This window comes from Komagataeibacter oboediens (assembly GCF_018491655.1).
GTDB lineage: Bacteria > Pseudomonadota > Alphaproteobacteria > Acetobacterales > Acetobacteraceae > Komagataeibacter > Komagataeibacter oboediens.
The window spans coordinates 92622-116524 of sequence record NZ_JABLUU010000006.1 but is presented as its reverse complement, the minus strand read 5'-3'; the positions used below and the strand labels follow the sequence as shown (position 1 = coordinate 116524).

Genomic DNA, 23903 nt, shown 5'->3' with positions numbered 1-23903 from the left:
TCATGCGATTACAGGAGGCAAACATGACACGTATCACCAAACTGCTCTGCGCTCTGGCCATCGGCCTGTCCGTTGCGGCCTGCCACGATGGCGGTCGCTATCACCACCATCACCGTGGCCCACATGATGACGGTTATGGCCGCGGGGGATATGGCACCGGGTACGGCGGCCCGGGACGGGGTCCCTATATGGGCGGCGGCATGCGCGGGCCGTAATCCTGCGGCCCGTGGCGTGGTTACGCCCCGGTCAGCCGGGTGACCAGAAGCTGGTTGATGCGGAAGCCCTCCACATCAACCACTTCAAACCGGAAGCCAAGCGTATCCACGCGGTCGGCCTTGCGCGCCATACGGCGCAGGCGGTGCATGACAAACCCGCCGATGGTATCAAAGGGGCCGCCTTCATCCAGATCGGCGGCCTCCAGTTCGCGTCGCACGTCACCGATGGAAGCGGCACCGTCAATCAGCCATGAATTGGCGTCCCGGCGCACGATCAGCTGTTCCTCGAACGGGTTGGCCAGCCCGCCCATCAGCGCACCCATGATGTCCTTGAAGGTAATCAGCCCCACGACCAGCCCGTATTCGTTCACCACCAGCGCAAATCCCACGCCATGCGTGTCAAACTGCGCCAGCGTATCCCACAGGTTGATCGTCTCGGGCACGGACAGGACATCCCGGCGCACCCGGAAAATTGCATTCCCGCTGGACAGCACGCCCTGCGGTCCCGGCGGGGAAACTTCCGCCGGGTCCCGGTCCACCACGGCCGCCAGCACGTCCTCGGCGCGGATGGAACCGACGACATTATCCAGCCCGCCATTGCACAGGGGATAGCGTGAATAGGGCTTGGCCCGGACCTTGGTTTTCTGTTCCTCGATGGTTTCCTGCAGATCGAGGAACACGATTTCATCGCGCGGCGTCATGGCGGATGTGATCGAACGGTCCTGCAGGCCCAGCACGTTCTGGATCATCTGGTGTTCCTGTTCCAGCAGGACACCGGACGCCGTGCCTGCGGCAAGGATGGCGCGCAGGTCCTCTGGCGTGACAGGTTCAACAGCCGAGGCCGCCGGGATCTTCAGCGCCCGCAGGATGGCGTCGGACAGTTTGGAAAACACCCAGACAATGGGATAGAGCAGCCTCAGCGCCAGCGCCGGGAACCAGCCGACAGCCAGCGCGATCTTGTCCGGCGCGTTCATGGCCACGCGTTTCGGCAGCAGGTCGGCAAACAGCACGAACAGGCCCGTCACCAGCACAAAACCGAACAGGGTGGCCAGCGTTTCCGCCGTGGAACGGGGCAGCCCCCACCCCATCAGCCCATGGGTAAGGGAGGGCGCGATCATTTCCGAACTGATCATGCCGCCCAGCACGCCCACACCGTTAAGGCATATCTGCAGGACGGTCATGACCTGCCCGCTGTTGCGCCGCAGCTTCAGGAACGCGGTGGCGCGTTCATCACCCGCCTCGGCGCGGGACCGCAGCCGCGCATCGCGCGCCGCCGCAAATGATATTTCGGAAAGTGAAATGAAAATATTCAGCGCGACCAGAAGAACAAGCGCAATCAGGCCAGAAAAAAACAAAATCACCGGAACACCCATAAAATGACCGGCAGACAATATAGCATGTCATTTTATAAGTCTGTACAGATATGTTTAATCAGACAGGATCATCCCTGTCATTTATACTTTGTCCCGGGATGCTGATAAAAAAGGCATGATCCCGCCATAGGACGACACTCACGGCGGCTGATCATTCCGGCCATCGGGATGAAGTTTTCTGACGAAGATTTTTTTCAGACAGCATCGGGTGACGCCGCCTTTGGATTAAAAGGCGGTGCCGGGAAAGGATCAGGGCGCAGGGTTGGAATGGACCTGATGGATCGCATTGATCCTGTCTTCAAGTTCGGGGGTAATGGTCACGTTTTCCGCCCCCAGAATGGTCTCAAGCTGCGCCACGCTGGTCGCGCCAATAATGTTGGATGTCACGAACCGTCGCGATGTGACAAAGGCGATGGCAAGCTGGACCGGGTCGATGTCATGTTCGCGCGCCAGTGCGACATAGGCACGGATGGCATCATCCACCCCCGGTTTTTCATATCGCTGCCCGCGATTGAACAGGGTCGTGCGCGCACCGGCGGGCCGGGCACCATCAAGGTATTTTCCGGTCAGGTAGCCCTGCGCCAGCGGGGAATAGGCCAGCAGGCCCACGCCCTCGCGCAGCGACATTTCCGCCAGCCCGATTTCGAACGTGCGGTTCAGCAGGTTATAGGCGTTCTGGATGGACACGACGCGCGGTGCGCCATTGCGGGCTTCGGCCAGATATTGCGACAGGCCCCATGCAGTTTCGTTCGACAGGCCGACATGGCGGATCTTGCCTTCCCTCACCAGATCGGCCAGCGCGCCCAGTGTTTCGGCAATCGGCACCTCATCCGCATCGGACGGCGTGGTGAACGTATTGCCCCCTGCCCCGAACAGGCCAACTTTCCGGTCGGGCCAGTGCAACTGGTAAAGGTCGATGTAATCCGTACCCAGTCGCTGCAGCGACCCGTCCAGCGCGTGGCGGATCTGCTGCGGTGTCAGGCGCGTTTCTTCCCCACCGGGACGAAACCATGGCATGGTTCCGCGTCCGACCACCTTGCTGGCAATGATCAGCCGCTCACGTCCCCCACGTGCCCTGAGCCAGCTTCCGACAATCCGCTCCGTCGCGCCATAGGTCTCGGCACGCGGGGGAATGGAATAAAGTTCGGCCGTATCAATGAAATTGATGCCATGCGCCAGGGCCATATCAAGCTGGGCATGTCCCTCGGCTTCCGTGTTCTGCTGGCCAAAGGTCATCGTGCCAAGGCAGATTTCACTGACCCTGATACCGGTACGCCCGAGTTCACGTTGCTTCATGTCAAAAACCTGCGGTCTGAAAAAAAGGAGGCGGCGCGTGCATGGCCCGCACCGCCGCATGACGGGCCGCCATACTTGCAACCCCCTCCGCATGACGCAACCGCACGGACGCGCTTTCCTGTCCGCATGCCAGATGATCGCCGGACTGTCGGGCCGGGGGCCGATCACGATAGACGACATGCCTTGCGCCTGCCGTTTCATGATGATGAAGTCCACATACCCTGATCCGCCACGGATAACCGCTGCAAGGACATCTGAACTATGGGTTCACCACTTCCCCCGCCCCCCGCCGTGACACAGCAGGCGCTGGACGCGCTGGCGGCACGTTTCGCCCCCCGCGCGGGCGCGTATGACCGGTCTGGCGAAATTGCCATGGACAACCTTGATGACTGTCGCGCTGCAGGCCTGACTGGCCTGACCGTAGCACGTGCGGATGGTGGACAGGGCGGCGGAATCAGGCAGATCGTGAATGTGACGGGCACACTGGCCACGGGCGATCCATCTACGGCGCTGATACTGGCCATGCATTTCCTGCAGCATGCCCTGATCGCACGCGCCACCAGCTGGCCCGAAACCACGCGGCGGCAGGTCATTGAAACCGCCCTGCGTGATGGTGCACTGATCAATGCATTGCGGGTCGAGCCGGACCTTGGCACCCCGTCGCGCGGCGGCCTGCCTGCGACACGCATTTCGCTGACTTCAGGCAGGCCGGTGCTGAACGGGCGAAAAATCTATTCAACCGGGTCAACCGCGCTCCGCTGGGGAATGGTATGGGTCGCGACAGATGAGGCACAGCCACGGGTCGGGCAGGTACTGGTTGACCTGCATGCGCCGGGCATACGTATTGAACGAAGCTGGCACCAGATGGGCATGCGCGCCACAGGCAGCCATACTTTCGTATTTGAAGATGTCAAACTGCCCGAAACGGCGCTGGTTGACCTGCGGGCGCCGGATCAGTGGCACAGTAACGATGGCACGCTGGTTATCGGCCACGCGCTGGCCATTGCAGCCCTGTATGATGGCGTTGCCCGCGCCGCCCGCGACTGGCTGATCTCCTTCCTGCATGTCCGCGTGCCGACCGCACTGGGCCGACCGCTGGCCACGTTGCCGCGGTTTCATACCCTGCTGGGGCAGATTGACGCGCTGCTAATGACCAACCGCAGCATACTGGCTGGTGCGCTCGACCGAACCGAAAGCAGTGATTATCCCGGCACGGAGGCCAATCTGGCCAAATACGTCGTGACGGAAAACGCCATCAGGGCCGTGGAACTGGGGGTTGCGGCGATTGGCAATCCGGCACTCAATCAGGACAATCCGCTAGAACGTCATTTTCGCAATGTACTGTGCGCACGTATCCATACGCCACAGGCGGACGTGGCGCTGGCGGCGGCTGGCAAGGTGGCCCTGACGTGAGGAGGGACAGCGACTGCGCGCCTTTTCGCCCAAAAGGATGCACGCTGTTCCCCTGATCCGCGCCATAGATAGTGGCATATCAAGGACATGCGGACAGAATATCCCGGCTACATAAGCATTAGGTGCGATATTTACGTTGGACATGACGTGATGCACCGGAGCCTGAAGGATGCCTTCCGCTTTTCGGACAGGATTGACGCCCTTCCTTCGGTCATCGGTCCTGCGTGACAGCATGGATCGGAGCGTTTTGAAAAAAAGCCATACCAGAACCCCTGCCTCATCGTCTCAAGTCCATGAAATGCTCTGCTTACACGACACAAGTAAAACATAAAATGTTGTTTGGTAATTTATATTATTTAATGAGAAATGCAAAATATTTCCATTGTATTTTTGAAATTAACCATGATTTTTAGAAAATCCCATATCTTTCTTTGACACTCCGCAATCGCCTGACCATGGCACCGGCTGATAAGATTTCCCTGTGCAATGTCATATAGCATATTGCATATTCAGGGCGGATACGATTGAGTATGACCATGACGCCACCAACACCCCCGACCTCCCCTTCCTCTTCATCCACGGGATGGCGTTTTGCCAGGGCGGGGGAACCTGACACCAACAGCCTGCCCGAAGCGTTCGCCAGCGTGCGCGTGCCAGACGCCAGCGCATCATGGCTGCGCCGGTTCATGGCGTTCGTGGGGCCGGGATACATGGTGTCCGTCGGGTATATGGACCCTGGCAACTGGGCCACCGACCTGCAGGGCGGCGCGCAGTTCGGTTATACGCTGCTGTCGATCATCATGCTGTCCAACCTTATGGCGATCGTGCTGCAGTCCCTGTCGGCGCGGCTTGGCATCGCCACCGGCCGCGATCTGGCGCAGGCATGCCGCGATCATTTCCCGCCGGTCGTGAACATTATCCTGTGGCTGGCCTGTGAACTGGCGATCATTGCCTGTGATCTGGCGGAAGTCATTGGCACGGCGGTGGCGCTGCAACTGCTGTTTGGCATTCCCCTACTGGCAGGTGCCCTGATTTCCGTGCTGGACGCTTTTCTTGTCCTGTTCCTGATGAACCGGGGCTTCCGGTACCTTGAGGCATTCATTATCGGGCTGCTCAGCATCATCGCCCTGTGTTTTGCGGTGCAGGTCGTAGCCGCAAGTCCACCCATCGCTGCCCTGCTGAAAGGGTTCGTGCCCTCCACCCGGATCGTGACCAACAGCAAAATGCTGTATATCGCCATTGGCATTATCGGGGCGACGGTCATGCCGCATAACCTGTACCTGCATTCCTCCATCGTGCAGACGCGCGCCTTTCCCCGCACCATACCGGGACGACAGGACGCCATACGCTGGGCCACATGGGACAGCACGCTTGCGCTCATGCTGGCGCTGTTCATCAATGCCGCGATCCTGATCGTGGCGGCCGCTGCCTTCCATACTACCGGCCATCAGGATGTCGCGGAACTGGAAGATGCTTACCGCCTGCTGTCGCCCGTGCTGGGCATGGGCATTGCCTCCACCCTGTTTGCGGTTGCGCTGCTGGCGGCAGGTACCAATTCCACCATTACCGGCACACTTGCGGGCCAGATCATTATGGAAGGGTTCCTTCGGCTGCGCATTCCCCACTGGGCGCGCAGGCTGCTGACACGTGGGCTGGCCATCGTGCCGGTTGTCATTGTCACGGCCGTTTATGGCGACAGGGGCGTGGGTGACCTGCTGCTGGCCAGTCAGGTGATCCTGTCCCTGCAGTTACCTTTTGCGGTGATTCCGCTGGTCATGTTTGTATCCGACCGGCAGAAAATGGGGACATTCGTCATTTCCCGCCCCCTTGCCATGGTATCGTGGCTGATCGCGGCCATTATCGTGGTCCTGAACTCCAAACTGCTGTTCGATACGGTTTTTCCATCGCCCTGATCCTGTGGATACGGCATGTCCATCTGTGTCATGGTATTCGCAGCCGACCGGATATATCCCCACAGACAGCATGTACCGCAGGCAAACTGTTGGAATTCCTAATGACCTGACGATTACACCTCCTCACAGCCGGGATAACAAAGACGGAAACATTTTACTGTCAGCATTATGGTCATTCTGGTTGTTCCCGCCCTGCTGGATCTGTATGGCTGAACAGATACGGGCATCAGGATTCAATCCATGATAAAGCTGTCAGTTCATACAATAATGACCGTCATACTGGCCATTGCAGGCACGGCTTCTGCCGCTGTTGCCGCCCCCGTTTCCGGGCTACCTGCCGACCTTGCGCCCATCACGCTCCATGACGGTACAAATGTAATGGCCCTTCCGCCGGGGGCACTGCCAAAGGACCAGCCGGACATTCCGGCGGGAACAAAAATATCCATATTTCGGGCATGGCGCGATAATGGCAACGCATGGGGCTACCACGTCTTTCTTGTCACGGCCGTGACACCGGACGGACGACAGAGCGTTATCGGGGCCGATCCGCTGCCCGAAAGCAGGGACAGCAGCCTGCGCGACCATCTGACAGATACACCGCACACAAGTGACGACGCCCTTGCCGCGCTGTCGTTCGCGACCGCCCGGATTGACAATACGCCGACGTTATTGCTGATTGAGGCCGTACGTTCCCCTGCCGGGGCGGTGCCGACCCCTGCGCCAGCAACGCTCCACATCTACCGGCTGGTTGCCTCGGACGGCATACCCGGATGGCCCCCGCTTTATTTCAGATCCATTAGCAACATTCCGCTGAAGGGCCTGTTCGTCAATGCCGGCACGGCCCTGTCATCGGCAACGGGGCTGGCCGCGGGCCCGTAACCCCGCCCCCGTAATACTCACGCCTGCGGCGCGTGCGGTCCGGGCGCGGGCGATACGGCGGCTGATACCTTCAGACCATCCGGCCCCGGGCCATTGCCCAGCAGGTTCAGGAAACTGGGCACCGGGAATTTAATGCCCTCATTATTCATACGCACGGCCAGACGGCTGTAATATTCCCGATAGACCGTCCATTTGGCGCCCGGCATGGTCCGCACCGAACCAAGGAAGCGGGCGCCATTTCCATCCGCCTGCTCGATGCCCAGAAAGGAGAACCCGGACATGATGAGGTGCCCGTAGCGCGGGGTCTTGCGCATCAGTTCCAGTTCTTCATGTAATATGGCGCAAAGCTGTTTCGTGTCCTGACTGAGGTCGATCATGAAATCAACCACCACCAGATTGTAGTCACGCGATGTATTGGCTATGGACGACACTTCCGAAAACGGGATGATATGCAGGTCACCATTGACCGAACGTAGCCGCAGGGTACGGATCGACAGGTGTTCGACCGTGCCGGACACGCCACCCGCCGTAACCCAGTCGCCCACCTGAATGGCATTTTCCACCAGCATGAAGAAGCCTGTGATGAAGTCTTTCACCAGGCTCTGCGCGCCAAAGGCGATGGCAGCACCCATGATCCCCGCACCCGTCAGCAGTGGCGCCACATTGATCCCGATCTGTGACAGCGTGGTAACGGCCACGATGATGATGATCAACGCCAGCAGAACGGTCTTGATAATCGGCAGGACCGTGCGCAGCCGGCTGGCGCGCCCCGTCTGTGATGACTGTTCAAACCGGGTAATCTGTCCCTGCAGGGCCGCATTGGCGGCCTCCCACGTGATGATCGCAACCGTATAGGCGACGAGGACGGACAGCATCGCGCCAATGATCTTCGGCCCCAGCCTGCCATGAAACAGGAAATGGATGGCGGGCAGCCCCAGCGCCTGCAGGAAGAGCGTGGCGGATGCAAAAAACATCAGGAATGACAGGATTTTGCGTGACGTGGGATAATAATAGTTCACCCGCGCCTGCAGGCCGGGATAACGCGCCTCCATCGCGGGGGAGACATGGAACAGCCGGTTCTGCAGGTTATAGATCACGACCGACAGCAGACGTGACACGATCACGACGGTTGTGGTCAGGATGACCGTGCGGATGATCCACGCATATCCGCCCTGGATATGCGTGGCCCAGATCAGCCACAGGGCAAAGTTGAAGAACATGGCCGGCACCCACCACAGATAGACCAGGCGCCCAAGGAACATCCAGAAAGGCTGCGCAAGCAACCGCGCCGGTGGCTGTAGCGCCAGTGCGACATGCCTGCGGACACGCCAGGTAAAAATGGCGACCAGTACATGTTCGATCAGCACGACGGAGCGGATGATTGCCTCCGTCCCGCGCGCGGGCATGTCAAACACTCCGCCCAGCGTGGACAGGCACACCACCACCGATGGCGCGGCGACCAGAAAATTGAGCCAGTGCGTGACCATGAAGGCCGTCTGGTCGCTGGCGCTGCACAGGCGGATGGCGGGCGAATGGGGCACGAACAGCGTTTCCATCAACAGATAGACCACGCGCGCGACCACATAGGCGTTGGTCAGCGTAAGCGTGACCAGCATCGCCTGATGCGTTGTGGTCAGCAGGTAGGCAAAACTGGTGCCCAGCGCAAAGAACAGCCCCACCGGCAACAGCTTGATCAGCAGATGCATGAGCGAATAGGGCACACGCGCCAGCAGGCGAAGCGTCGCGTGCTGCGCCTGCATGTCGACCTGCCGGGTCTGTGCCTCGTTGTCCTGCGGCGCGGCAGCGGCCGCCGGGGCTACTGGCGCAGGCGGCTCGGTCCGGGTATCGGGCAGGTTCAGGCGGCGTTCGGTCGCAACCGCCCGTTCGGTCACCTTGAGCAATGGCTTGCGCAACAGCAGGGAAAAGCCATGTTCCGCCGCCAGCGCCAGCAGCAGGATAAGGGTCGCCCGCCCGACAGCGTCAAACAGGATGACCCGCGATTGCGGATCGGCAAAAATGGTATGGGTCCAGTGCACCACGAATACCAGATCACCAAACAGGGCCACGAAATGCTGGGCCTGTACGATCAGCCGACCACGCAGGGTTGCCATGTCCTGCACCAGGTCGCTGCCCAGCGTATCGGGTTCAACCGCCAAAGCATCTGCAGAAGCCTTGGGCGCGGGGGCGGCTGCAGGCGCAACCGGGGCAGACGGAAGCTGGGACGCGATGGCCGATAGCGTACTGGCGAATTCAGCGCGTTTTTCCGGATCATTCATGACGGCCAGCACCTGCCGGGCCTGATCACGGGTCATGCCCTGCGCCGCATCGGCATCGGCGGCATGGCCATGCGCTGGCGCGACCACCATGCACAGGGCAAACAGTCCCGCAACGGCAACCTGCCACAGCGCCAGCAACGAAGGTCCCTTGCCTCTACGCTGACAGGTCCTGGTAAAGTGCCGCATCTTTCCCCTTCCATCCCGGCTGCCTGACCGGCACGGGCAGCCATGTAAACATGGCGACATCACTGGCCATTTCAGACAGATATCGTGCGTTATCGCAGAGATGACAGTAAAAGCGCAGATACGGGGGAGCCGACCTGATATGCAATAAATAATCTACCTTTTTGCAACTTACATGCGGCAGGGGAGTTTTATTTACTATGTTAAGTTTTTATTGAAATAAGACTTATGTATTAAATTTATATGCATTTTTTCTTATATTTGGTTTCAGAATGAATATCACCGTACGGGCATGCGAATTCAGTCCCCTGCCCCGGCATGCAGGGGCAGCAGCCTGTCACCGGCTTCCTTTAAGGGCCGTATGTTTTTTCAGTAGCGGTATCGTATCCGCGCCCCGCGCCACCGCGCGTTCCATCAGTTCCTGTCCAAAGGCCTTCAGCGCCAGCGGGTGCATGTCGTCCAGCGACTGCGCCAGGTCGTGCCGTTCCGTATCCGACAGCGTGGGATCCCCCGCGATGCGCTGGTGCAGGGTCTTTACGGTCGCAGGGCCATCCAGCACCATATGCACGTCATTCGGCCGGTCCAGATAGGCCAGGCCCGCATTGGTCAGGGTGCTGTCGCCGGTAATGCGCAACCCCCTGTCGGTAATGGTGACACCGCCCTTGGTCAGCCCCTGCAGCTCCAGATCAAGCAGGTTTCTGGCGTAGCGCTCCGCATCCGCGTCGTCTTCCGGCGCCAGATCGGCCGAACCGCCATTGGCCGCCATGTGATGGAGCATCATCCCCTGCAGAACACGATCAATCACGCCCAGTCCTCTTTTCCATCATGATTACAATGCTAAAATGGGGTCGCCCTCCATAATAGACAATCAGTGACATGGAAAAGATGCTTATGCACGATCAGTCACAATCGGGTATGTCCCGGCACCACAGCGGCACACGCAGGGGTGGCGTACGGTCCGCCGCCTGATCCATTGCCTGCCCCACCACATGCAGGGCATGGTCCTGCGCCGCACGGGTATTGACGCGGCTGGGTGTATTCTTGCCGTGGGCTATCGTCTGGCGCAGGCGGTCCAGCCGGGCCAGCAGCCTCCCGCGCTGCGCGTCATCCAGGTCAAGCAGTGCGGCACAGAAGGCATTCTGCCAGATCTGCACGCCCAGCTGCGCCTGTTCCGCAGGGGACAGGATATCATCGTGCGATGGGGGCATGGTCGGTCCTTCGTAACATGGCGGGCACCGTCGCTGCATGGGTGCCCTTATGCGAACCGCCATAAAGGGAAATCAGGAAGACGGCCAGTATTGATGCACAGCCGACCATTTCCTGTCACAGGATGCACATACAACCATTTTATACCATGATATCGCAATTCAGGAAGTTATGGTCAATCCGGCGCAGTATTTCCGTAATACGGAACAGCTCCTGCCGGTCAGGCTGCAGTGATTTGCGCGCCAGGAACGCGCGGGCTTCGGTCATGGCCTCCCGCACGGAATAATCATTGCCTGCGGGCTTGAGGTGTTCAATGGCCGTATAATCGACAATACCGACGTTATGATTGCGCTTGTGCGCTTCATGACAGAACAGGATATCGGTCGCCCATGCCCAGCGCAGTTCGGGAAACGGAAACAGATAGGCCATGGCATCACGATGGAACGCCGTGACCGGGCCATCTTCCACATATCGCGTTACACGCGCGATACTGTTCCATTTCCTGTAATTGAACGTAAAGGATGTATAGGAGTGGTAACGGTGCGCGGGCTGCGATATTTTCAGCTTCATGATTTCACATAACGGAATGAACATGTCCAGAAATCGCGGTGGCAGGTCCACATCATCATCCGTCACGATAACCCAGTCATAATCCGGCAGGTTGACCTGTGACAGGGCCGTATTGATATTACTGAACTTTCCTTTCCCCTGCATCATGCGGGCGGTAGCGAAATCAACACTGTGCCGTGTTTTCCGAAACCGGTTGAACACCGTGCGCAGCTTTCTGTCCCGCCGGGGAACTTGAACCGAGGTGACAAGTATTTTCCGGACCGGGTGCCTTGTCGCAACATGACTGACCTGTCTGGCGAATTTCCTGTTATGAAGATCAAATACCATGTCAGACAGTACAGAAACCTTCCGCTTTTGCCAGAAATTCTTATGCTGACAGAACTCCGAATCAAAGAAGTCCTTTTTTTGGGATAGTCTGTTTGGCATGTTCGTTCTCCCATCATTACATGCGTCGTAACCGCACCAATGTGGTGAAAGCGTTTTCCCTCCGGATCTGATGCATCATTTCGGCTTTACCTGGAACTGTTGCGTATCCCGCATTCACCACGAATGACGCCGGGCATGAACGTGTCGGTTTTCACAAAAGTTTCAAATTGTATCTTTATAAAAATAATTATAAATTTAAAATGGAATGATGCACCGCCCACTTCATGCGCGACAGTAATTCCTTTCATATTACAATAAAGATATCCATCGGGCCGAAACTGTTCGTAGCGCCGCGCGATATGGACAGGGGGTGCATGAAACGCCGCAACCAAACCGCCGGGCGGGCCGGCCGTTGCCCCCTGCATCCCATCCAGCCATCTTCAGAGGATACGACGTGATGCGATACTTTCATGCACCTGTCGTGCTGTGCGTGCTGCTGGTCATATCCCCCGCCGCCATGGCGCAGCATCATCCACATGATGAAAGCGTAAGCCAGCCGGGGTCCAATTCGCCTTCCACCATAGAACGCACCCAGCCGTATTCACGCAAGACGGAACCCCTGCCGGAACAGGCCGCACCTGCACCGCGGCAGTCGGGCCATCCGCTGACACGGCAGCCAGCCGGGAATACGCCCGACAGTCCGGGCATGTCTTCCAATCACCAGACCCTGCGCAGCCCTTCCGCCCTGCACTGAACATGCATGATGGGGCGGACACGTGACCGTACCCGCCCCATTCATTCACATGTAAAACCGGGGCAACAGGACCCCCGCCGTCCCCGTGTCACCCGCGGCTTTCACCTTGCGAAAGACCCATGCCATGCGAAGCAAGAAACCGGAACTGCGCCTGTTCTTCAGGAAAGGCCGGAATCCCCTGCAGCGCATGCGTTGTCCTGCGATAACGATGAAGGTTGCTTAACCGCCGCCACGGCCGGTCGGGATGCTGTTTGTTCCACAGGTTTATGGCCCGCAGTTCAAGTTCCTGATTGTTCACGGTGTGATCTGACGTCGTCATGTCCATCTCCCTGCATCTGCATGGTGGGTACTGGAACTGTCACGAGGTTTGTGAAGGGTGCGGTGGCAGCCCGCCACATGCACCCAACGCCAGATGTTAACATAAGTTCGGGCCGATGGCATTTTTCTCCGCACGATGTGATCCGCAATGAACGGACCAGCCGGAACGAAAACCAGTCCGGGCGGTTTCCCGGTCACTATGCCCCTTCATGGTGGACAAGGCAGGTCAGGGGCACCTGCCCGCGTGTGAAGGGATGCGTCACCCGCCGGGGCACATCACCCAGCAGGCTGTGCCATTGCCCGGTCATGTCCGGCAGGACAAGCGAAAGATCCACATCCCGCCCCACGGCCAGCGTCCCGGCATGGATCGCCAGTCCTGATGGCAGACGCGGGGCCACAACCAGCAGGCTGATCCCCCCATGCCGCCGCATGAAGGCAATGCCGTGGGACCGGTCATCCCCCCCGATGTCCACGGGTTCATAGGTTCCATCCGTAAACAGGACCGGATAATTCTGCCGGAATGCAAGGATGCGCCGGATCATGTCCTGCTTGACCCGCCCCGTGCGCCATGTCGCGGCGGCAGCGGCAAAACTGGTGGACTGTTCCAGCAGCATCGCGCGGTAATCGAAATTGACCGGTACCCGGTTATCGGGATCAACAAGGCTGAAATCCCACAATTCACAGCCCTGATACAGGTCCGGCACCCCCGGCGTGGTCAGCCGCAGCAGGGTCTGCGCAAGGCCGTTCACCGCGCCCGCCGGGGCGATACGGTCTACAAATCCGGCCATCTGCCGCAGGAAAGGGGCTGAGACAACAGGATCAAGCAGGCGGTCCACAAATCCGGCGCAGGCGTCCTCATATGCTGTATCGGGGCTGATCCACCCGGTATGGCGCTTGGCTTCACGCAGGGCCTTGGTCTGCCACTGCTGGATGCGCCTGCGGAAATGCAGCCGCTCCGCATCATTTGCAAACGGCTCCAGCGGCCACGCCCCCACCAGCGTCTGGTACAGCATCAGCTCGTCAATACGGTCCGGCCCGCCGCGACCCGCCGCGTGATTATGGGCAAACCAGTCATGCACCTGCCGTTCCCATTCGGCGGGCATCGTGCTCAGGACCGCAAGGCGGGCACGGGCATCCTCCCCCCGCTTGTGGTCATGGGTTGCGGTCGCCAGCAGCGCATGGGGAAAATGTGCCTGCCGCAACACGCAACAGGCATGGAAGGTCGCAACCGGCAGACCCATTACGGCCGGGTCCGACCCCACTTCGTTACGCGACAGCAGGCGGCCATAACGGTAGAAGGTCGTATCCTCCAGCGATTTGGCGGCCAGTGGCGCGGTCAGGTGTTCAAACGCCTGCTGCGCCCGACGCACCAAAGGGGGCGGCGCCCATTCGGGACAGGCGGACAGCAGGCGCGCGATGTCCCCCACCACCATGGCCTGTTCGCCCGTGGCAATCCGGCGGGCCGCCAGTTTCGCCCTGTCCAGCGCCATGGCGTCCCCCCCATGGTCCTGAATCGCCTCATCCCCGAAATAGGTGCGGTACGGACCAAACCACAGCAGCAGGTTTTCCAGCGCGGGCCGTATGTCCTGCGCCGCCCATGACCCGCCTTCATCAGGCAGGCACTGGCGCAGCAGGACTGCCAGATGGCCGAATTCCGCGCAAAAGACCTGATCCAGCAGATAGGCGCGCGCCGCCCGAGCAATCGGGGCCGGCATACCGGCGTCCGGCCCGCACCCGGCCCATAGCCGGTCCAGCACGCCAGCCCCGTCAGAATCGTGCAACGCAGCCGATACCTGGTCCATGAAGTCATAGCCCGTGGTGCCGTCAACCGGCCATGCGGCGGGAAGCGTTTCCCCTTCGGCCAGGATCTTTTCGACATACACCGCCCCGCCCGGCAATGCGTCCTCCGGGCGGTCGGGCGTCAGGGCATCCAGCCGGGCGCGCAGGCGCTGGCAATAGACTGCGGGCGCGCTCAATCCATCGATATGGTCCACGCGCAACCCGTCAACCAGTCCGCGTCGGTACAGGGACAGGACATAGGCATGCACCGCGTCGAACACCTCTTCACGTTCGACACACAGGCTGACAAGGCCGGTAATATCAAAAAACCGCCGCCAGTTCAGGCGCAACACCCCCTCGCGCCACCACGCCAGATGCCATGCCTGCTCCGCCAGCACATCCGTCAGCCGCGCCCGACCCGACAGGTTGGTGCCGTCATGGATCATCGCGATCCGGGCCATGGCCACCCTGCCCGCGCCGGTCGCTGCCCATTGCCGCAGCATGTCCACCGCCGCATCCGTCTCCTGCCCCGGGCGTGCGCGCATTGCCACGGTGGTAAAGGCCGCCAGCAGGTGTCCCGGTGCATCCACCGCGGCCAGCAGACCGGCATACCCCATGGGGCACAGCGGAAAGCGCTGGTCATGGTGATGGATGAAAAACAGCCCGCTTTCCCCATCATGGCGCAGCACCAGCAGCCCCGCCGCCAGCACGTCATCAAACGGGCGATCAAGAACGGGCAGCATGACACGCCCATGCAGATCGGGGTCCGGCACATCCCAGTCAATGTCAAACCAGTTGGCGTGGACCGATGCCTGTCCCCATGTCAGCACATCCCTCCACCACGGATTATGCCCGTCCGCCGCCATGTGGTTGGGCACGATATCCATGATCAGCCCCATGCCATGGGCATGCAGCCGCGCGGCCAGGCGCGCCAGCGCCGCTTCATCCCCCAGCACGGGATCGATCCGGTCATAACGGATCGTGTCATAGCCATGCGTGGAACCGGGACACGCGGCCAGCAGCGGCGAGGCATAGAGATGGCTTACACCCAGTCGCGCAAGCTGCGGCACAAGCGCTGTCGCACCGTCCAGCGTCATCCCGCCACGGAACTGCAGACGATACGTCGCCCGCACCGATGGCGCGCCATGGCGGCTGTTCATGACGACCTGCCCGCCCGCAGGCGCCCCAAACGCCGGCGCGCATCCACACCGGACAGCACGGTGGCGGTCATGCCCGGATACCGCCTGCACCAGTTGGGGTGGCCGCTGGTGGTACCGGGCAGGTTGGGCTGTTCATGCAGGCCCAGCAGGTCCTCCAGTGGAATGACCGCCAGCGGGCATACCGCACGGGCGACGAAGCCAATGGCTTCATCCACCACCCGCGCCGCCCCCGCGGCGGTGGCGGGCGGTTTTTCAGCACCCGGTTTCCTACGGGCGGCAGGACCGGCCGATGAGGTCGTCATGGCCGCCCACAGTGCGGTGCGGTCGTTTTCACGCTCGTCCTTCAGGGTGACACCATCCACCCCCGGCGCCATCTGCCCCAGCTTCACGCGCCAGTCGATGTCGGTTCCCTGCCACCATCCCGCCACGGTGGGCAGGTCATGCGTCGTGGTCATGGCGGTGGCGTTGGCCGACCACGTTACCGGTGGCCTGAACGCGCCCTGTGGCGTGCGTTCGAAAAACAGCACGTTCATGCCCATGATCCCGTGTTTGTGCGCCATTGTCCGGAAGGCGGACGTGACCGTGCCCAGATCCTCGCCAATCACGATGGCGTTGGCGCGCGCGGCTTCCAGCGCCACAAGCCGCATGAGGTCACGCACGGGAAAGGACAGGTACGCCCCCTCGGCCGATGTCCCGCCCTGCGGTATGACCCATAACCGCTCCAGCGCCATGACATGGTCGATGCGTATTCCCCCGGCATGCGCCAGCCCTGCGCGCACCGTTTCGATAAAGGCACGGTAGCCACCCGCCCGCAGGCCCGCAGGGGAAAAGGTGGTCAGCCCCCAGTCCTGCCCCACGGGACTGAGGGCATCGGGCGGCGCGCCGATGGACGCACCGACAAGGAATTCCTGCTGCCGCGACCAGCATTCGCTGCCCGTCGGGTCAACGCCCACCGCCATGTCGGCCACCAGCCCGATCCGCATGCCCACGGCACGCGCCGCGCCACATGCCTGTTCCATGCTTCTGGCGGCCAGCCACTGCACGAACACATGAAAGTTCACGTCACTGGCGAATTCATAGGCGAACCGCGCGACTTCCGGGCTGTCGGGGCGGCGCATCGCAACCGGCCACTGCCGCCAGTCGCCACCACGCCCGCCACGGGTGGAAAAATAGGCATGCAGGGTTTCGAACACCGCGTGCTGTTCCAGCGCCACGCCACGCATCTTGCGGAATTCCGCCAGTTCGGCAGGGGGGTGCGGCACGATCCGTTCTTCATACAGTCGCCGCAACAGTTCATAACGCCGGGCCGCCGCCTGCGGCCAGTCGATCAGGGGCGCATCTTCCAGCATCCTGACCGTATCGACATAGGCCCGACCATTGCGCAGGGCCGCCGCCTGCACGGTTGCCGTATCGAACACCGCCAGCGGATCGGCCAGCAGGACATTGAGGAACAGCCGCGAGGACGGTGAATAGGGACTGTACTGGTCCGGCCGCGCGGCAAACATGGCATGGACCGGGCTTATGGCCAGCGCGTCCGCCCCCCGCGCCGCGGCAAGACGCGACAGGGTCGCCACCGCACCCAGATGGCCGATCCCCCCGTCACCGGGCGTACGCAGGCCATAGACCTGTGCCCCCACGCCCCATGGCCGCATGCCCCCTGCCCCATCCATCCGCGCGTCAATGGTGGGACAGGCAGGCGGCGCCACCGCCAGGGTAGTGGCATGCGGCCCGATCGACAGGTGGTGATACCCGCATGACCGGAACGGCGGCAGGGCCGGCCGACCACGTATGCGACGCAACGGGCCTTCCACCACCTCCCCCGTTTCCGTCTCCAGCCGAAAATCGGTAGCCTGCGTGCCGTCAGGCAGGCTCAGCGGGGTCAGCTGTCCCATTACCGTCACGATCATGGGCGGCAGCCCGGCGGCAACGGGGGCGCCATGCCCCTCCAGCACGGCCAGCAGGCGGCGCACGCTTTCGTTGGAGACACGGTGGATCTGCCCCGCCGCATCGCGCCAGCGCATGCTCAGCCCGACATGGCGGGCACGATCGACAAGGTCGCGGTTATTCATCATGCACCTCGGTCAGGCGGACCATGACGCAATGGGGTGGCAGGCTGCCTGCAGTCATACCGGCAGCCTGCGGCAGCGCGTACAGGCACCGTCCTTCCGGCGCATCGGCCATGGGCACGGGGGCCTCATCCAGGTTGAGCGCAATGCCCAGAACCGCCCCATCGCCCATGCGCCACCGTGCCACCACCGCCTTCGGCCCGATCACCTGCGCACCCATGGCGTGCGCGCCGGACAGGCGGGGCATGATCCAGCGATGGCGGATGACCAGAAGGTCATGGATGAAGGCGGTCCACGCCACATGGTCGGGTGCGGTGCGTTCCGCCTCGCACGGACGGGACGCCGTGAAGGTTTCCGGCGCGTTGGGATCGGGGATGGTGTCGCGTGTTTCGAGGGAAGCGAAATGCGAAAACCCGGCAAATTCCCGACGCCGCCCGTCCCGCACGATACGGCCCAGTTCGGTCGTATGGCTGGTGAAGAACAGGAAGGGACGACGTGATCCCCAGTCCTCCCCCATGAACAGCAGGGGGATCTGCGGGCACAGCAGCACAAGCCCGTAGGCCGCACGCAACGCCTGCTGCGGGGCCAGCACACCCAGCCGTTCACCCATCGCCCGGTTGCCGATCTGGTCATGGTTCTGCAGGAAGATAATGAACCGGTCGGGCGGCAGATCCGCGCTGGCGCTGCCGCGTGGCAGGTGTGTAACGGGCGATGTCTCGCCCTGAAAGGCAAACCCTTCCGCCAGCACGCGTGCAAGGGCGGTCGCGGGCGCGTGGGAAAAATTGCCGTAATACCCTTCATCCTCCCCCGTCAGCAGGACATGCAGGGCGTTATGGGCGTCATCGTTCCACTGGGCACGATACCCCGCGCGCAGCAGGCCCGCGTCATTGTTCTCGTTTTCCACGATCAAGTGTACGTGCCGTCCCGGTTCGGTCCGCGCCCGGACGCGCGCGGGCAGTTCACGCAGCCAGTCACGTTCGGTAATGGCCTGCACCGCATCCAGCCGCAGCCCGTCAAAACGGAACTCCATCAGCCAGTACAGCGCATTATCTTCAAAAAACGTCCGTACTGCCGCCTGCCGGAAATCAATGGCCGCCCCCCAGGGCGTGGGCTGGTCGGCACGAAAGAACGGGGCGGCATAGGCGGCCAGGTAATTCCCGTCAGGCCCGAAATGGTTGTACACCACATCCAGGAACACCATAAGCCCAAGCCCGTGCGCCGCATCGACCAGCGCCTTGAGATCATCAGGATGGCCATAAGAGGATTCGGGGGCATACGGCAGCACGCCATCATATCCCCAGTTCCGCCCGCCCGGTATCTCCGACAGGGGCATGAGTTCGATGGCGGTAACCCCAAGGGCCGCAATGCGCGGCAGGTCGCGCGCGACCCCTGCGTACCCACCCATCGCCCCGACATGGAGTTCGTATATCACGACATCATGCCACGGCCGCCCGGCCCAGCGGGGATACTGCCAGTCATATGCCCCTGAATCGATCACCATGCTTGCCCCATGCACGTCATCGGGCTGGTAACACGACGCCGGGTCGGGCACCGCAAGGTCAGGGGCGACGCGGTAGCGATACCGCGCGCCGGGACCGCAGGGAAAGACACATTCGTACCATCCCCCCTTGCGCCGCGCCATGGGGGCAGGTGCGTGCCCTTCCACCTCAAGCATGACGGTATCGCATGACGGCGCCCACAGGCGGAAGCGCGTGTGCCCACCATCCACCACCGTCGCCCCGGCATGGCGCGGATGCTGGAAATACCGGTTCATGGTGCGTCCCCACCAAGCGATGCATCAGGTTCGGCATCGGGGGCAAGCGACAGCAGCAGCAGGCCATGCGCGGGCACGACAACATCCTTCGTGCCTTCGTCCAGCACCGTTTCAGGCTTTTCGGGGCTGGTGGTGTCCAGCAGCATCGTCCATCGACCCTCCGGCCCAGGCAGCATGGCCCTGATGTCATCGCCACCGGGATTGAGCAGCATGTAGGTTACGTCCACCCCGTCATGCGTGTCCGTGCTGGCGCGCCGAACACCCAGCAGGTGAAAGGCTTCCTCGCCCCACTGTTCCTGCCCCATGGGCGAGCCGTCACGGCGGAACCAGCCAATATCGGCCAGCCCGGGCAGCGGGTGGTGCCGTCCATGCATGTAACGCGCGGCCCGCAATGAAGGATGCGCCCGGCGCAGCGCCGAAAGCCGCGCCACGAACCCGATCATGACCTGCCCCTCGGGCGATGCGGCGCGATCCCAGTCCAGCCAGCTTATGGGATTGTCCTGACAGTAGGCGTTGTTGTTGCCGTCCTGGGTCTGGCCGAATTCATCGCCCGCCAGAAGCATCGGCGTGCCGTGCGACAGCATGAGGGTGGCCATCATCGCGCGCTGCACCCGGCCACGCAGGTTGACGATGGCGGGATCGTCGCTGGGCCCTTCCACGCCCCAGTTGGCGCTGTAGTTTTCGGCGTGTCCGTCCTGCCCGTTTTCCTTGTTGGCGTCATTATGCCGCCCGGCGTAGCTGACCACATCCTCCAGCGTGAACCCGTCATGCGTGGTCAGGATATTGACCGAACTCCACGGCCTGCGCCCGCGCTTGTCCAGCAGGTCGCCCGAGCCGGCAATACGGGCCGCCATTTCGCCCTGCTGCATTGCGTCCCCACGCCAGAACCGGCGCGTGGTATCGCGGAAACGGTCGTTCCATTCGGCAAAGCCGGGCGGGAAATTGCCAAACTGGTAGCCGCCGGGCCCCGGGTCCCATGGTTCGGCAATCAGCTTGCGTTCGGACAGGACCGGATCCTGTATGATCGCATCGAAAAAACCCGATCCCGGGTCGAAGCCATACGGCTCGCGCCCCAGAACGGGGGCCAGGTCGAAGCGAAATCCATCAACATGGAATTCACTCGCCCAGTACCGCAGGGAATCCAGCACCATCTGCAACACGCGCGGGTGCGACAGGTTGAGCGTATTGCCACACCCGGTATCGTTGATCAGGTGCCGCTCGTTCCCCGGCACAAGACGGTAATAGATGGCGTTGTCCAGCCCCCGGTAACACAGGGTGGGGCCAAGTTCGCTGCCTTCGCAGGTATGGTTGTAGACCACGTCCATCACCACCTCGATCCCCGCCTTGTGCAACCGCCGGATGGCCGCACGCAGTTCGTGCGGTGAACCGTTGGCCAGATACCCTGCATACGGCACGAAAAACGCCAGCGTGTTGTACCCCCAGTAATTGGTCAGCCCGCGTTCAAGCAGATAGCGTTCAGGGGCAAAGCACTGGATGGGCAGCAGTTCCAGCGTGGTGACGCCCAGCCGGTGCAGGTGGGCGATCATTTCAGGCGCCCCCAGCGCCTGGAACGTGCCGGGCTGGGGGTTGCGCTCCATTTCACGGCGCATGGTCAGCCCCTTCACGTGGGCTTCCATGATGACGGTGCGGTCCCACGGCACGCGCGGCAGGACATCGTCCTCCCATTCGTACGCGTCATTCACCACCACGCAGCGCGGCATGTAGGGCGCGCTGTCGCGCCGGTCGAACGACAGGTCGGCACGCGGCGAATGCAGGCGGTAGCCAAACTGCATGTCCGACCATGAAATCGGGCCGGTCAGCCGGCGGGCATAGGGATCGATCAGCAGCTTGTGCGGATTGAAACGATGGCCATTGACCGGGTCATACGGCCCGAAGGCGCGAAAGCCGTACAGCAGCCCCGGCTCCGCATCCGGCAGGTAGCCGTGCCAGACTTCGTCCGTGTATTCAGGCAGGTGGAAACGTGCGATCTCGCGCCGGTCGCGCGGGTCGAACAGGCACAGGTCGATCTGCTGCGCATTGGCGGAAAACACCGCGAAATTGACGCCCATGCCATCCCAGTGGGCCCCAAGCCGCGTGGGTGTTCCGGGCAGGAGCGATGACGGAAAACGCATCATGCCACCACCCCTGCCGGATGCAGGTACAGCGCGGCCAGTGGCGGCAGCGTCAGCGCGCACGAACACGGGTGCCCATGGGCTGCATGATCCGTCGCCATGACGTATCCCCCGTTCCCCACCCCGCTGCCACCGTAATCGGTGGCGTCGGAATTGAGACACTCGCGCCACTGCCCGCCGACCGGCACCCCAACGCGGTAGTCGTGGCGGACAACCGGTGTCATGTTGAGCACGACAAGGACCGGCACATGGCCGGGGGCGAAGCGCAGCCACGCAATGACCGTATTGACCGTATCATCGCCAATGACCCATGCAAAACCCGCCGGGTCGCAGTCGCGCGCATGAAGCGCGGGTAACGCGCGGTACGTGTGGTTCAGGTCGGTCACCAGCTGTCGCATGCCGGACTTGAACGGGTCGGACAGGATATGCCATTCCGGCTGACCGTCATGCGACCACTCGCTTTCCTGCGCGAATTCAATGCCCATGAAAATAAGCTTCTTGCCCGGATGCGCCCACATGAAGGCAAGGAACAGACGCATGCTGGCGTGACGCTGCCAGTTGTCACCGGGCATGCGCGCCAGCAGTGATCCCTTGCCGTGCGTGACCTCGTCATGCGACAGGCACAGGATGAACCGTTCGCTGAAGGCATAGTGCAGCCCAAACAGGATTTCAGACAGGTGATAGCTCCGCCATAGCGGATCACGGGCAAAAAACCGCAGGCTGTCATGCATCCAGCCCATGTTCCATTTATAGGAAAAGCCCAGCCCCCCCTGTTCCACCGGCCGCGTGACGCCGGGCCAGGCGGTTGATTCCTCCGCCACCGTAATGGCGTCGGGAATGGTGTCGCGCACCGTCTGGTTCAGCTGCTGCAGGAAGGCCACGGCCTCCAGGTTTTCACGGCCGCCATGTATGTTGGGTATCCATTCCCCGTCCCTGCGGCTGTAGTCCCGGTACAGCATGGACGCCACCGCATCGACCCGCAGGCCGTCGATATGGAAGCGTTCCAGCCACATCAGCGCACTGGCGATCAGGAAGCCACGCACTTCGTGCCGGCCAAGGTTATAGATATGGGTGTTCCAGTCCCGGTGCACGCCTTCACGCGGGTCCTGGTGTTCATACAGCGCACAGCCGTCAAAACTGACCAGACCGTGGGCATCATTGGGAAAATGGGCCGGCACCCAGTCCAGTATCACGCCAATGCCCGCACGGTGGCATTCATCGACAAAAGCCGCGAAATCCGCCGGTGTCCCGTGTCGCGCGGATGGCGCGAACAGGCCCAGCGGCTGGTACCCCCATGACCCGCCAAAGGGATATTCCGTAACAGGCATGAGTTCCACATGCGTAAACCCCGTCGCCAGCACGTACGGGATCAGTTCCGCCGCCAGTTCCCGCCATGTCACGATACGGTCGGGGTCGCCCTGCGGCCTGCGCCATGAGGGGACATGCAGTTCATATATGGACACCGGCGCATCTTCCCCCTGCCGTGCCGCGCGCTTTTCCATCCATTCATGGTCCTGCCACGCAAATGCCGCCGCCGATGCGATGACGGACGCGGTTGCCGGGGGGCGTTCGGCAAAACGGGCGAAGGGATCTGCCTTCTGCGGCAGGATATGCCCCTCACGCGTCATGATCTCGAATTTGTACCGCTCCCCGGAGCCAAGTCCGGGAATGAACAGTTCCCATACCCCCGCCCCATGGCGCAGACGCATGAGATGGCGCCTGCCATCCCAGAAATTGAAGTCACCAATGACCGATACCCGCCGCGCATTGGGCGCCCATACGGCAAAGCGCACGCCCGGCGTCCCGTCCACCACCATGGGCTGCGCACCCATGACACGGTCGAGATGCGGGTGCCGCCCTTCGGAAAACAGCCGCAGGTCCGCTTCATCCAACAGCAGGCCGAAGGCGTAAGGGTCAGCCGTTTCCTCCACCGCGTCGGCCCATACGATCTTCAGGTGATAACGCGCACCGGCAGGGATCGTGCCGATATGCAGCCCGGTATCGCCCATGCGCCGCATGGGCCGTTCCGTAGCACCCGAGCGCGGGCGCTCCACCACCAGCCTTACGCGTGCCGCGTCATGGTACAGGACGCGGACAACATCGACCTTGCCCATATTATGTCGGCCAAGGATGGAAAACGGGTCACTACTGCGTCCATGCACCAGGTCATCAACGCCTTCTGGAAGGGAATAATGGGCTGCATCGTGCCTGATCCTCATGCCGGGGCCTT

General features: G+C 61.7%; 17 protein-coding genes. 5 read left to right on the top strand and 12 right to left on the bottom strand.

Annotation, left to right across the window (positions count from 1 at the left end; translation table 11 throughout):
* Positions 1–23 precede the first annotated feature (23 nt).
* Positions 24–215 (top strand): hypothetical protein, encoded by a 192-nt coding sequence (locus tag HNO79_RS07385; RefSeq protein WP_010513355.1) that lies wholly within the window; start codon positions 24–26, stop codon positions 213–215.
* Between the two features lie 20 nt (positions 216–235).
* Here the strand turns inward: HNO79_RS07385 and HNO79_RS07380 are convergent, their stop codons facing one another.
* Entirely contained in the window at positions 236–1576 is a 1341-nt protein-coding gene (locus HNO79_RS07380; RefSeq protein ID WP_244987460.1) for a hemolysin family protein, read from the bottom strand.
* Between the two features lie 261 nt (positions 1577–1837).
* A complete protein-coding gene (locus tag HNO79_RS07375; protein WP_214165079.1) occupies positions 1838–2884 on the bottom strand; it encodes an aldo/keto reductase in 1047 nt (348 codons plus the stop codon).
* 261 nt (positions 2885–3145) lie between these two features.
* On the opposite strand from HNO79_RS07375, the gene HNO79_RS07370 reads away from it, so the two are divergent.
* From HNO79_RS07370 to HNO79_RS07360, 3 genes are all read left to right on the top strand, one after another.
* The gene (locus tag HNO79_RS07370; RefSeq protein WP_214165078.1) at positions 3146–4297 is read left to right on the top strand and encodes an acyl-CoA dehydrogenase family protein; all 1152 of its coding nucleotides are present in this window, start codon (positions 3146–3148) and stop codon (positions 4295–4297) included.
* Between the two features lie 530 nt (positions 4298–4827).
* Entirely contained in the window at positions 4828–6210 is a 1383-nt protein-coding gene (locus HNO79_RS07365) for an Nramp family divalent metal transporter (protein ID WP_214165125.1), read from the top strand.
* A gap of 240 nt (positions 6211–6450) precedes the next feature.
* Complete coding sequence (locus HNO79_RS07360; protein WP_214165077.1) at positions 6451–7089, top strand: hypothetical protein; 639 nt, start codon at positions 6451–6453, stop codon at positions 7087–7089.
* A gap of 17 nt (positions 7090–7106) precedes the next feature.
* Here HNO79_RS07360 and HNO79_RS07355 read toward each other — a convergent pair whose 3' ends face one another.
* The 4 genes from HNO79_RS07355 to HNO79_RS07340 all read right to left on the bottom strand — a co-directional run bounded on the left by HNO79_RS07355 (position 7107) and on the right by HNO79_RS07340 (position 11471).
* Positions 7107–9455, bottom strand: a complete 2349-nt coding sequence (locus HNO79_RS07355) for a mechanosensitive ion channel family protein (RefSeq protein WP_244987471.1) — start codon at positions 9453–9455, stop codon at positions 7107–7109.
* Positions 9456–9885: 430 nt separating this feature from the next.
* On the bottom strand, positions 9886–10353 hold the full coding sequence (locus HNO79_RS07350) for a hypothetical protein (RefSeq protein WP_010513363.1): 468 nt from the start codon (positions 10351–10353) through the stop codon (positions 9886–9888).
* Between the two features lie 94 nt (positions 10354–10447).
* Positions 10448–10756, bottom strand: coding sequence for a hypothetical protein (locus HNO79_RS07345; RefSeq protein ID WP_214165076.1), 309 nt, complete (start codon positions 10754–10756; stop codon positions 10448–10450).
* 139 nt (positions 10757–10895) lie between these two features.
* Positions 10896–11471, bottom strand: a complete 576-nt coding sequence (locus tag HNO79_RS07340; RefSeq protein ID WP_244987459.1) for a hypothetical protein — start codon at positions 11469–11471, stop codon at positions 10896–10898.
* 676 nt (positions 11472–12147) lie between these two features.
* Between HNO79_RS07340 and HNO79_RS07335 the strand changes: the two genes are divergently transcribed.
* Positions 12148–12444 carry a hypothetical protein gene (locus tag HNO79_RS07335; RefSeq protein ID WP_010513368.1) on the top strand — a complete coding sequence of 99 codons (297 nt, stop codon included), beginning with the start codon at positions 12148–12150 and terminating at the stop codon, positions 12442–12444.
* Positions 12445–12532: 88 nt separating this feature from the next.
* Here HNO79_RS07335 and HNO79_RS07330 read toward each other — a convergent pair whose 3' ends face one another.
* The 6 genes from HNO79_RS07330 to glgB all read right to left on the bottom strand — a co-directional run bounded on the left by HNO79_RS07330 (position 12533) and on the right by glgB (position 23892).
* Entirely contained in the window at positions 12533–12763 is a 231-nt protein-coding gene (locus HNO79_RS07330; protein ID WP_232275569.1) for a hypothetical protein, read from the bottom strand.
* 196 nt (positions 12764–12959) lie between these two features.
* Positions 12960–15701 carry a malto-oligosyltrehalose synthase gene (gene treY / locus HNO79_RS07325; protein ID WP_214165074.1) on the bottom strand — a complete coding sequence of 914 codons (2742 nt, stop codon included), beginning with the start codon at positions 15699–15701 and terminating at the stop codon, positions 12960–12962.
* Positions 15698–17770 carry a 4-alpha-glucanotransferase gene (malQ, locus tag HNO79_RS07320; protein WP_214165123.1) on the bottom strand — a complete coding sequence of 691 codons (2073 nt, stop codon included), beginning with the start codon at positions 17768–17770 and terminating at the stop codon, positions 15698–15700. The genes treY and malQ overlap by 4 nt, the downstream gene beginning before the upstream one ends.
* On the bottom strand, positions 17763–19541 hold the full coding sequence (gene treZ / locus HNO79_RS07315; protein ID WP_214165073.1) for a malto-oligosyltrehalose trehalohydrolase: 1779 nt from the start codon (positions 19539–19541) through the stop codon (positions 17763–17765). Before treZ ends, malQ begins: the two co-directional genes overlap by 8 nt.
* The gene (gene glgX, locus HNO79_RS07310) at positions 19538–21676 is read right to left on the bottom strand and encodes a glycogen debranching protein GlgX (RefSeq protein ID WP_214165072.1); all 2139 of its coding nucleotides are present in this window, start codon (positions 21674–21676) and stop codon (positions 19538–19540) included. The genes treZ and glgX overlap by 4 nt, the downstream gene beginning before the upstream one ends.
* Positions 21673–23892 (bottom strand): 1,4-alpha-glucan branching protein GlgB, encoded by a 2220-nt coding sequence (gene glgB / locus HNO79_RS07305; RefSeq protein ID WP_214165071.1) that lies wholly within the window; start codon positions 23890–23892, stop codon positions 21673–21675. The genes glgX and glgB overlap by 4 nt, the downstream gene beginning before the upstream one ends.
* Positions 23893–23903 lie beyond the last annotated feature (11 nt).